Source organism: Dialister sp. UBA1703, from assembly GCA_002320515.1.
Taxonomy (GTDB): domain Bacteria; phylum Bacillota; class Negativicutes; order Veillonellales; family Dialisteraceae; genus Dialister.
The window spans coordinates 1-11,378 of record DCJJ01000144.1; the positions used below are offsets into that span (position 1 = coordinate 1).

The 11,378-nt window shown below is 53.4% G+C and carries 7 protein-coding genes; 3 read left to right on the forward strand and 4 right to left on the reverse strand.

Going from position 1 to position 11,378, the window contains the following annotated elements:
- Positions 1-332: 332 nt before the first annotated feature.
- Together B2Y11_RS06250 and B2Y11_RS06255 are read right to left on the reverse strand one after the other, a co-directional pair.
- Entirely contained in the window at positions 333-3,692 is a 3,360-nt protein-coding gene (locus tag B2Y11_RS06250; RefSeq protein WP_291057409.1) for an EAL domain-containing protein, read from the reverse strand.
- Positions 3,693-4,214: 522 nt separating this feature from the next.
- Complete coding sequence (locus tag B2Y11_RS06255) at positions 4,215-5,816, reverse strand: ABC transporter substrate-binding protein (RefSeq protein WP_291057411.1); 1,602 nt, start codon at positions 5,814-5,816, stop codon at positions 4,215-4,217.
- Positions 5,817-6,125: 309 nt separating this feature from the next.
- Between B2Y11_RS06255 and B2Y11_RS06260 the strand changes: the two genes are divergently transcribed.
- Complete coding sequence (locus B2Y11_RS06260; protein WP_291057413.1) at positions 6,126-6,758, forward strand: flavodoxin family protein; 633 nt, start codon at positions 6,126-6,128, stop codon at positions 6,756-6,758.
- A gap of 101 nt (positions 6,759-6,859) precedes the next feature.
- Here B2Y11_RS06260 and B2Y11_RS06265 read toward each other — a convergent pair whose 3' ends face one another.
- A complete protein-coding gene (locus tag B2Y11_RS06265) occupies positions 6,860-7,789 on the reverse strand; it encodes a dipeptidase (RefSeq protein ID WP_291057414.1) in 930 nt (309 codons plus the stop codon).
- Positions 7,790-7,959: 170 nt separating this feature from the next.
- Between B2Y11_RS06265 and B2Y11_RS06270 the strand changes: the two genes are divergently transcribed.
- The gene (locus B2Y11_RS06270) at positions 7,960-8,715 is read left to right on the forward strand and encodes a nucleoside phosphorylase (RefSeq protein ID WP_291057416.1); all 756 of its coding nucleotides are present in this window, start codon (positions 7,960-7,962) and stop codon (positions 8,713-8,715) included.
- Between the two features lie 433 nt (positions 8,716-9,148).
- Here B2Y11_RS06270 and bcp read toward each other — a convergent pair whose 3' ends face one another.
- On the reverse strand, positions 9,149-9,610 hold the full coding sequence (bcp, locus tag B2Y11_RS06275; RefSeq protein WP_291057418.1) for a thioredoxin-dependent thiol peroxidase: 462 nt from the start codon (positions 9,608-9,610) through the stop codon (positions 9,149-9,151).
- Positions 9,611-10,009: 399 nt separating this feature from the next.
- On the opposite strand from bcp, the gene B2Y11_RS06280 reads away from it, so the two are divergent.
- Positions 10,010-11,194: a nucleotide sugar dehydrogenase gene (locus tag B2Y11_RS06280; protein ID WP_291057420.1), complete on the forward strand. Its 1,185-nt coding sequence runs from the start codon at positions 10,010-10,012 to the stop codon at positions 11,192-11,194.
- The last annotated feature ends 184 nt before the right edge of the window (positions 11,195-11,378 follow it).

The window sequence follows — 11,378 nt, forward strand, 5'->3', positions numbered from 1 at the left end:
CGGCTACGGTCGAAATGACGAGAGGGGTGCAAGGCGTCGTTTCAGCTATTTGAAGCGTAGGATGTCTCCACTCCGCTCCCACCATCGAAATGACGAGAGAGGCGTCCGCCGCCACCGTCATCTCGAGCGAAGGAACGTGCCGGTATGGGGGGGTAGATGGAAACCGCTTCGATGATACTCTGAGTCGAGAGATCTCCTGCCTCATTGGTGGATGGAGATTTCTTGACTTCCCTCAAAATGATACAGGGGCTGGCAGATGACCATCAGAAAGAAGTCATCGAAAAGAAGGAGCTGTGAAGAAAGGTAAATCATTTCTTCACAGCTCCTTCTTCTTATGCTTCATGGCCGGATAACCGGCGGAGCAGGAGTGTCTTCATTTCATCCACATCCTCCGTTTCCGTGCAGTCCACCCGGGCGGTGCGGAGGAAGAGGGTGCAGGGACAGCCGTCCACACTGTGGATGGCCTTGATTGTTCCGGACAGGGCGTCCAGTTCTTTTTCTATCATTCCCTCTTCTTCCCTGTTCTGCAGGATAATGAAACGGTTGACTCCCATGCGGCCTCTGACGGCCCTGGTGCCGAAGCAGTTCCGGATTTCTTCGGCAATCCGGCGGACCAGTTTCTTTCGGCTGCCCATGCCGTAGGATTTCCCGAAATCTTCGATGGCGGTAATATCAAGAAGGATGCATTCGTACATCATGCCGGCCGTCTGGAAAGCGTCAGCATAGTGTTCCGCTTCGATCACTATGCCCCGGTAGCTCAGAACGCCGCTTTCCTCATCGGTTAAGCGGTAAACGCTGTCCCGTTCCTTTATTTCCGCTTCATTGTCCAGGTCCACGAACCAGCCCAGAAGGCCTATGATTTCATTTCCATCATACACAGGTACCTTGGTGGCCCGGATGGCGTGGAGCGTCCCTTTGGCGATGCACTTACCCCGGGCATTATAGGAAATCTGTCCTTTCTGCAGCACTTTTTCCTCTTCTGCCTTGTAGGTGCTGTCTCCCAGATGCCAGCCCATGTCTTCATCTGTTTTTCCCAGAATGGCCGTTTCATCGGAAAAGCCGTAATACCGAAGGAAGGCGTCGCTGGCGCCGAGGAATCTCCGATTCCGGTCCTTCCAGAAAAATTTGAATTCCGACTTTCTCTGAAGAGCATGGACGAAGTTCCACGCTTTTTCCTCTTTCGTTTCCTTCTCCCGCACGCCCGGCAGGGAAGATACATAGAGGCGGAGGAACTCGGCTCTTTCCTTTGGCACCAGCGGTGTCAGGGCCGTTTCTTTCGCCCCCAGAAGGATATGGTTTTCTTCCGCCTGCCCCATGACCATGGCTATCACTTCTTTCCAGCGGTACTGGCCATGGCTGTCTTTGATGCGGAAATGGGCAGACGACAGGCGATGGATGGAATCGGCCGCCACTTTCTGGATATTGTCCGGCTGGATAAACTGCATGAACTGCTTCCTATCATCAGGATGCATATAACTCTCCGACATCTGGAGCCACTGGGCCCTGGTGAGAACGGAGCCCGGCTTCATGCCGGGGATGGTGGAAAGGATGACATCCACCGTATTCTTGTCGCCCTGGTAATAATAAAGGGCGTCGAAAATGCGCATCATATTCCTGTACAGGGTATCTAAGGTCTTTATGGGGCCGTTTTCATCCTTCACGGACATATTGATGATCGATACGGTACCTCCGGAGAGAGTATCATTACCTGCCAGTATATGAATGGAATTCCTCAGCATGAAGCCGTTCCGCATGGCCACCACCGACTGTTCCTGGCCGCTGGCCCGGCTGCCTTCGATGAGGGCCTGCATCCATGGATAGAGGGGATTGCTGTGGAGCACTTCGTTTCCTTTAAGATAAATATTGCCGCCCCCATATACCGCATCACCCACCTGCTTCAGCGCATCATTTTTCAAAAGAAGCACGAACCGGTCCTTCCGATTGAGGAAGAGTCCCACAGGCTTATCGGTCAGCACATTCACCAGACCGATGCGGTCCATGACTACCTTTTCCAGCGGTCCTTCTGCTGCATAGCTGCCTTCGCCCAGCTTTTCCTCAAACTCCTCGATGCTCATAGGTTTCCCATAGAAATAGCCCTGAATGGCCTCGCAGCCCGACTCCCTCAGAAAATCCACCTGTTCCTTCGTTTCCGCCCCTTCTGCCAGGGTATGGATGGACAGGTTCTTTGCCATGAGGATAATGGACCGGATGATCTTACGGCTTTCTTCGTTGAAATTTCGCAGAAAGGCCATGTCGATTTTTAATAAATCAAAAGGAAATTCCTTGAGCACATTAAGAGTAGAGTAGCCGCTGCCGAAATCATCCAGCCAGAGCTGGTAGCCTGCCTTCTTAAAGCGGAAAAGTTCCTTCTTCAAGACACCGGTGTCCCGAGTCATCGCTGATTCCGTCACTTCAATATGGAAAAACTGGCGGGGCACCTGGTACCGGTATATGATTTCTTCCATGAAATCAAAGGGTTTCAGTGTATCGAAATCCACCCGTAACAGGTTCACCGATACGGGAATAATAGGATATCCCGCTTTCTTCAGACGATGGTAAATCCGGGCGGTGGATTCAATGACATAGCAGTCCAAAAGGTGGATAATCTTCATCTTCTCCAGCACCGGAATGAATACACTGGGCAGAATCATGCCCTTCTCCGGATCCGTCCAACGGGCCAGGGCTTCAAAGCTGCAGAGCTTCCCTGTGAGGGCGCGGATAACGGGCTGGTAAAAAACCTGGATGTGCCCTTCCCGAAGAGCCCTTTTGAAATTTTTCATAACAAAGGCAGTATTAATCAATTTCTGTCCCAGGGCCGGGGTATACAGCACCCAGTTCCGGCTGCCGTCATTTTTGATGGACTCCGCCGCCTTCCGGGCCAGGTCAAAGGGTTCCCACCAGGTCATGCGTTTCAGGGCGGCAACGGAAATATACCCTTCGCCGAAACGCACAGCCCCTGCCTTGCAGCGGACAGAGTCATCCTCCATGATGTCATTGATTTCCTCCACCGCCGCATCCAGTTTCTCAAGAGCATGCTCCGGACCGGCGAGGATGATAAAATCATCGGACGCCACATGGGCTACGGGATCCGCAGGGAAATGGCGGCGCAGGATCTGGCCCATCCGCTTCAGCACCGCATTGCCCACGCCTACCCCATAATTGGCATTGATGAAGGAAAAGCGAACCAGGTTGATGAAAATAACAATCCTTTTTCCATACACGCCCTGAGCCATATCTTCCTGCTTCAGCCGGAAAGCCTCCCGGCGAAAGTCATATTTCCCAATGAGCCCGGTATCCATCTCCTGCTCCAGCGCCCTGTGACGGACCTCGCTTCGCACAAGCCCCAGCACCCATACCGGGCCAAACTCATCATCCTCCGCCCTTCCCAGAACTCCTTCCACATCCAGGGTACGCCCCCTCAGGGAAATGGACGAAAAGTTGTAGAAATTGTATCTTCCCTTCTCGTTGTGGCTGGAAAAAATCTCCTCCAGGGAACGATACTCCTCTTCCGCTATGAGCCCGCGGAAACGGCTGCCGGAAAGATTCATGAACTCCTTCTCTCCGGGGCACTCAAAAATGCGGAGAACCTCTTCGTTCACCGCCAGTATCTTTTCCTCTTCGTCCCTGGAAATCAGAAGCACCCCGCCGGGAAAATCATTCATCCATTTTTTGCAATTTCTTCTATTCTCCATACTCCCCACCTGCATCAGCTTGGTAAAACTCGTCTTATGCAGACCACGCGCTCCTCAAAAATAGATTATGGTTTACATACATTTTACACTTTTTCCACTGCAAAATCTACAGGGATTGTTTTATAACAAAGGGAGATAAACGCGCCCTTTGGGCGCGAAGGGGCACGGCTGCCGCTGTGGGTTGTGGAAAAGGTTCTTAAGTTTGACGCCCGCTTTGCGGTCGAAGGTTCTTAGGTTTGACAGCGTCCTTTGGACGCTGAGGGTTGTGGTGGCGGCTACGCCGCAGTATAAAAAGGGGCGCGGCTTCGCCGCAGGTTGTGGCCTGCTGGCGCAGACAGGTTGTGTAAAAGGGTTGTGAAAAAGGTTCTTAGGTTTGACGGCGCCTGCGGCGCCGAGGGTGGTGGTATCGCCCTGCGGGCAATCATTTATAATGCCGCCTTCGGCAGCAGCGAAGGATCGCCTTCCCGCCTCCCAATAGAAAAAGGGCTTTGCCGGAAAGTCCTTTTTCTGGGAAATCCAATTTCACAAACCGGGAATCATTCCTTGGAAAGGTGTTCGAAGTCGTACATGCTGTCCAGCATGGGGTTGTAGGCGAAGCCCTTGATGTTGGCTCTCATGGGGGGTGAGCACCTTGGTCTGGAAGAGGAAGAGGTAGGGGGCGTCGTCGAAGGCCATGTGCTGTACCTTCTTGTAGATTTCCGTTCTGCCGTCCTTGTCGGTCATCACTTCTGCTTCACGGAGAAGGGCATCCACTTCGTCGTTCTTATAGAAGGAGCGGTTACCCGGCAGGCCCCAGTAGGAAGAGTCAAGCCAGTAGGAAAGGAAGAACTGGGGATCGCTGTAGTCCGGGCTCCAGGTGCCCAGGGCCATCTGGAAATCGCCCTTGTCCGCTCTCTGACGGAAGGTGGCCCAGGCCACTTTTTCCAGATTTACCTTGATACCCAGCTGCTGGAGATTATTCTGGATAATAAGGGCTTCCGCCTCGTCGAAGGCGGCGTGGCCGGAGTAGAGGAGGTTGATTTCCGTCACGTTCTCTCCGGATTTTGCCAAGAGTTCCTTTGCCTTGTCCAAATTGTAGGAGTAGCCCTTGATGGATTCATCCTTGCCCCACATGCCTTCCGGCACGGCGCTGGTGAGCTGCTGGCCCCGGCCCTTCACGGCGCCGTCAATGATGGCGTTGTAGTCAATGGCATAGGAGAGGGCCTGACGGAAGACTTTGTTGCTGGTGGGAAGTTTCCGGTTGTTCAGGTACACAATGGAGCAGAGGAGGGACGGATCTTCGTAGATGTGGATGGCCTTGTTGTCCTTCAGCTGGTCGATCTGGTCCAGGGGGATGCCTTCGGCAATATCAATATCCCCCTTCTCCAGCTGCAGGCGCTGGGCGGAAGGATCCTTGGTGCTGTTGAAGAGAATGTGCTTAATGGCAGGCGCTTTGCCGGAGTAATTCTTCTGGGCATCCAGCTTGATGGACTGGCTTGGGGTATAGGAGGTGATTTCATAGGCACCGGAACCCATGGTGTGGGTAGCCAGGTAGGAGGAACCCATATCATTGTCCTTGGCCTGGTCCATGACCTTCGGATTCACAATGGAGGAGCCGTTCACCGCCAGGGTATAAAGGAAGGGAGCAAATGGCTTGTCCAGCCGGAAGATGACGGTCTTGTCATCGGGGGTTTCGATGGATTTCACTACTTTGAAATAATCGGAGGGGCCTTTCTTCATTTTCTGTACACGTTCAATGGAGAACTTCACCGCCTTGGCATCCACAGGAGAACCGTCGGCAAACTTGTGTCCCTCGTCCAGGGTAAAGGTCCAGGTAAGGCCGTCATCGCTGACAGCCCAGGACTTGGCCAGGGAAGGCTCCACTTCCGTAGTGGCCTTGCCATCCACCACCTTGTATTTCACAAGCCTTTCGTAAGCGGGATAGGTAATCTGCCAGCCCTTGTTATCCATGGTGACCGCCGGGTCCAGGGTTTCCGGATCCACCGCCATGCCTACCACGATGGTATCCTTCGGCACCGAACCGCCGGAAGCGCTTCCCGACTGTCCGCCGCCGCAGCCGGCAAAACCAAGAACTGTCAGTCCCAGCAGGGAACCGGTGAGTGCAGCTTTCAGAAGTTTTTTCATAATCTCTCCCCCTTACGAAAAAAGGCCGCAGTCATCGAAGATGAATGCAGCCTCTTTGCCATAAAGACGCAAAAGCCCTTCTTACCTTGCGGTAAAAAGGGCTTCGTTGTCTCTTTATCAATGTATATACAGTATAGCGAATATATATGAGATTGTAAATAGGGAAATTGGAAAGTCCCCCGGCGGCCCAAATCCAAATAATGCAGAAGGGCCGGTATCTCCCCGTCCGTTGATGCGTATAGACCCTATTCATGTTTGTTATAATAGAGACAGGAGGAAATTTGTGAAATCGGCAAAGGAGGAATAGCCATGAAAGTTTTACTGATTAACGGCAGTCCCCATAGGAAGGGCTGCGTATATACGGCGCTGGAGGAGACGGCCCGCACCCTGAATGAAGAGGGGATAGAAACGGAAATCCTGCAGATCGGCAGGGAACCTATAACCGGCTGCATCGCCTGCGGATACTGCAAATCCCACGACCGGTGCGTGCAGGATAAGGACTCCGTAAACAAAGTCCTTGCAAGGCTGGATGAATTCGACGGCCTCATCTTCGGCTCTCCTGTATACTACGGCGGCCCCAACGGCCAGACCACTGCATTCATGGATCGTCTCTTCTATGCTTCCAAAGGACGGCTGGCCGGAAAGGCAGCAGCCGCTGTCGTCAGCTGCCGGAGGGGTGGTGCCTCTGCCGCCTTTGACCGGATGAATAAATATTTCCTCATGAGTAACATGATCGTCCCTGGCTCCCAGTACTGGAACCAGATTCACGGCTTCACCAGGGAAGACGCGCTGAAGGACAGGGAAGGCCTGCAGACCATGCGTACCCTGGCCCGCAATATGGCCTGGGTGATGAAATGCATGAAGGCCGGTGAAAAGGAAGAGATTTCCAAGCCCGCATATGAGGAATGGACACCCACCCACTTTATTCAGGACAAATATTGAAATAAAACCCCCGGGGCTCCCGGGGATTTTTATTTGGCAAGGGACGTATATCAAACGCCCGCCCTTCTATCTTCTACCATCTATCTTTTATCGTCTCCCCTCTACCTCAGCACATCCTCCAGATACCTTTCGCCGTTCCACCAGAAAATCTTCTCGATTTCCTCTTCCTTAAAGCCGCCCTTTTTCAAGGCCTCCGCCAGGCGGCCCATTTCAGAAGCGTCCTTCAGCTCCAGTTTCGGCTCAATGCCGTCGAAATCGCTGCCCAGAGCCAGCACGTCAATGCCGCCCACGTCCCGGATGTGGCGGGCATGGCGGACGATACTATCCAGGGTGGTTACGTCTTCGGCGCCGGTAAAATGGTTGGCAAAGTTCAGGCCGATAAGGCCGCCCTTTTCACCGAAGAGACGGATAAGGTCATCGGGGAGGTTCCTTCTGTGGCCGGTGACGGCGCGGGCGTCGGAGTGGGACGCCATAGGCGCCACATGGCAGGTCATAAGGATTTCCCTGGTGCCCTCATCGTTCAGATGACTGGTGTCCACAATCATATGGAGATTTTCCATGGCTTCCACCATTTCACGGCCCTTTTTCGTAATGCCTCCTTCCATGCCATTGGGAAACCCGATTTCATTGGGATAGTTCCAGGTAAGAGTCATAAGCCGCACGCCGTCTTTGTACATACGCTCCAGCTTTTCCACGCTACCCCCTGCCGCTTCTCCGCCTTCCACCGAAAGCAGGGCCCCTATCTTTCCCTCTTCCTCCGCTTCCCGCAGATCCTCCCGGCAGCGGATGGGGCAGATGAGACGGTGCCAGGCTTCCATTTCCCTGCGGAAGGTGCCCAGCAGATTCTCATACCGTTTCCACACATCCGGCGTTTCCTTCTTGTCCACCCAGAGGGCAAAATCCTGGATGAAGCAGCCCCCTTTTTTCAATTTCTCCAGATCCACATAAAGGGAATTCTTCAGAAGGCTCCCCTTCTCGGGATGATCATGGAGCTCCGTTATGGTATCGCAGTGGAAATCAATGTATTTCATAGTACCGCCCCCATCAAATCAAAAAGGCGCCGGTTCCTCCAACCGCCGCCCTGCAGATATGTACTTGTCTTCCTGTATCATACCATTGGCAGGGACCATGTACAAGCCCCTTTGCATTCGCTCCCGCCTTCTTTATAATGAGGATAGATATTTCATGAAAGGAGATTACCATGAAACTGTCAGATCTGCCGCTTACCGAATACAGCAGGGAAGAAGGGCTCATTGCACCAGACTTCGAAGGCCTTCCCCTCCGCCTTCCCCGCCGCTGCCTCATGGCCTTTCTGGGTGAAAAGAGGATTGCCGCCTTTGCGGAAAGCAGGAAAGGCAAAGTCATTGGCTCCTTCCTCTCCCTCACCAAGCCCTTCCCCCTCTATGAAATCCCCGGGAAAGAGCCCCTTCTTCTGGTGCAGGCCCCGGCCGGCGCCCCCTCCGCCGTCCTCATCGAAGAAAGGCTCTTTGCCTATGGCGCAGAAAAAGTGCTCGCTATCGGCTGCTGCGGCTCCCTCACAGACATTCCGGAAAACTGCTTCTTCCCCATTGAGAAGGCCCTTCGGGACGAAGGCACCTCCTTCCACTACCTGCCTCCCTCCCGGCTCATCGAAATGGACAAGGCGCCCCTTCTCCATCTGAAGGACTATTTCAAAAAGAAAGGCCTCCCCTTCCGTCCCGCTGCCACCTGGACCAGCGACGGCTTCTTCAGGGAAACGGAAGAAAAAATCCGGCGCCGCCGGGAAGAAGGCTGCACCCTGGTGGATATGGAAGCCAGCGCCCTGGCCGCCTGCGCCCGCTTCCGGAAAAAGGAATTTGCGGAAATCATGTTCACCGCCGACACCCTGGCATCCCTTGCCCACGACCAGCGCCGCTGGGGCCGCGAAAGCCGAAACGCCGCCCTTATCATGGGTATGGAAGCGCTGGAAGAAATATAAGGGGCCGCTTCACAGCCCCGGGTTCAGAGGGTCCCCCCTATTTTATTATCTCCCCGCCGGTTCAGCGGTTCCCCCCTCCCTTATTGTCCCCCCCGCTTCAGCGGGGGGGAGGTGGTGCCGCAGGCACCAAAGGGGGTGGGCCCGCAGAGCCTGGGAAGAGAGGGCCGGTTCAAGGGATTCAAAGGGTTCAAAGGGAAAGGTGGACGGCTCCTGCGGAGCCGAGGGTTCTTAAGGTTCTTTGACGGGCCCCTTGGGCCCGAGGGTTGTGGATTGCCCTTCCCTCCTTCATGGTCATACTGAGCGAAGCGAAGAATCCTGGTGCGTGGCACCGGGGAAACCATAGCCGGTAAATCCCAGCCGGCAGGAAGGGCCGGCTTATTCATAAAGGCAAAATAAGAGGGGCTGTGAAACCATGGATTTCACAGCTCTCTCCCTATTTCCCCAATTCCTTCAGCAGATCCTCCACATGGGAAGAGGCCTTGACTTTTCTGTATTCTTTGACCAGATTTCCTTCCTCATCGATGATAAAGGTGGAACGTTCGATGCCCATGTATTTCCGGCCATACATGCTCTTTTCCTTCAGCACGCCGTAAAGGTTCACCACTTTTTCTTCTCCGTCGGAAAGGAGAGGGAAATTCAGCTCATTTTTATCCCGGAAATTGCAGTGCTTCTTCACGGAGTCCCGGCTCACGCCGATGACAGCATAGCCCAGGGCTTTGAAATCCGCCAGGTGGTCACGGAAAGCCTTGGCTTCCAGGGTGCAGCCTGACGTATTATCCTTGGGATAAAAATAAAGAATCACTTTCTGTCCTTCATAATCATGAAGGGAAATATCCTTCCCGCCATCAGAGGGCAGGGTAAAATCCGGCGCCTTTTTACCAATTTCAAGTATCATGGAAATGCCTCCTTGCAATTCGATTTCTATCAATATAGTATCACAAGAGAGAGAGAAAAGGAAGGAGGGCCGTCTCTATGAACCGCATTGTCTTTACGCTCAATAGGAAACCCTTTGGCAAATAGTTTCCTGTCGCGGTGACTCACTACTGCCCCCACGCTCAGTAGGAAACTTTTCGCAAATAGTTTCCTGTCTCTATGAATCACTACTGTCCCCACGCTCAACAGGAAACCTTTCGCGTATAGTTTCCTGTCGAGATGACCCACCACTGTCCCCACGCCCAACAGGAAACTTTTCATCCACAGTTTCCTGTCTCCTGCCCCGCCGCTGTTCCCACGTTCCGCCGGAAAGAGTATAATAGGATAAAGACTATCATTATAAAGAAGCGAGGAATTATTTATGAAAATAGCCATTGCCGGTACCGGCTACGTAGGCCTTTCCAATGCCATTCTCCTTGCCCAGCACCATGATGTGACTGCGGTGGACGTAATCCCTGAAAAGGTGGACATGGTGAACAGGAAGGAGTCCCCCATTGCCGATGCCTATATTGAAGACTATCTGAAAAACAGGGACCTTTCCCTCACAGCCACCCTGGACGGGGACAGTGCTTACCGGAATGCGGAGCTTATCATTATTGCCGCTCCCACCAATTACGACGACGTAACCGGCCGCTTTGACACCAGGGCGGTGGAGTCCATTCTTACCCAGATCCGCCGGGTAGGTTCCAAAGCGGTGGTGATTATCAAATCCACCATCCCCATCGGCTACACCAAGAAAATTTCCGCCCGGTATCCCGAGCTTTCCATCCTCTTTGCGCCGGAATTTCTTCGGGAAGGGAAGGCCCTTTACGACAACCTCTATCCCTCCCGCATTATTGTAGGCATTCCCAAAGGGAAGGAAGCCCTCCTCCCAAAGGCCCGGCTCTTTGCTTCCCTCATGCAGGAAGGAGCCATTAAGGAAAATATTCCCGTGCTCATTACAGGCTCGTCGGAAGCAGAATCCATCAAGCTCTTCTCCAATACCTTCCTGGCCATCCGCGTGGCCTATTTCAATGAAATCGACACCTACGCCGAAGAAAAAGGGCTGCACACCGCCGATATCATCAAGGGCATGGGCTATGATCCCCGCATCGGCGATTTCTACAATAACCCCTCCTTCGGCTACGGCGGCTACTGCCTGCCCAAGGATACCAAGCAGCTTCTGGCCAATTACAAGGATGTGCCGGAAACCATGATCCGCGCGGTGGTGGAGGCCAATGAAACAAGGAAGCAGTACATTGCAGACCATATCGCTTCTCTTTCGCCGAAACTGGTGGGCATTTACCGCCTCACCATGAAGAGCGGCAGTGATAATTTCCGTTCTTCCGCCATCCAGGGTATCATCGAAAGGCTGAAGGAAAAGGGCATCGACCTTATCATTTATGAACCCACCCTGGACAAGGACGCCTTTGAAGGTGTGCCCGTCACCCATGACCTGTACGGTTTCCGGGAGACATCGGACATCATCCTGGCCAACCGGGTGAGCGAAGATCTGCTGCCGGTGAAGGAGAAAGTGTATACCAGAGACCTGTTCTCCAGAGATTAGTAAAAAGGCTCAAAGGGTTCAAAGGGTTCAGAGGGTTCATAAGGTTCAGAGGGGGAAGGTGGCGCCTGACGGCGCAAATAGGAATAAAAAAAGGCGCTCCTTCGCCCACTGCTGTCACTGACTCACTGGATTTCCAGGTCGCTGATGCTCCCTTACAAATCCAGTTCGCATAGTGCAAATCATG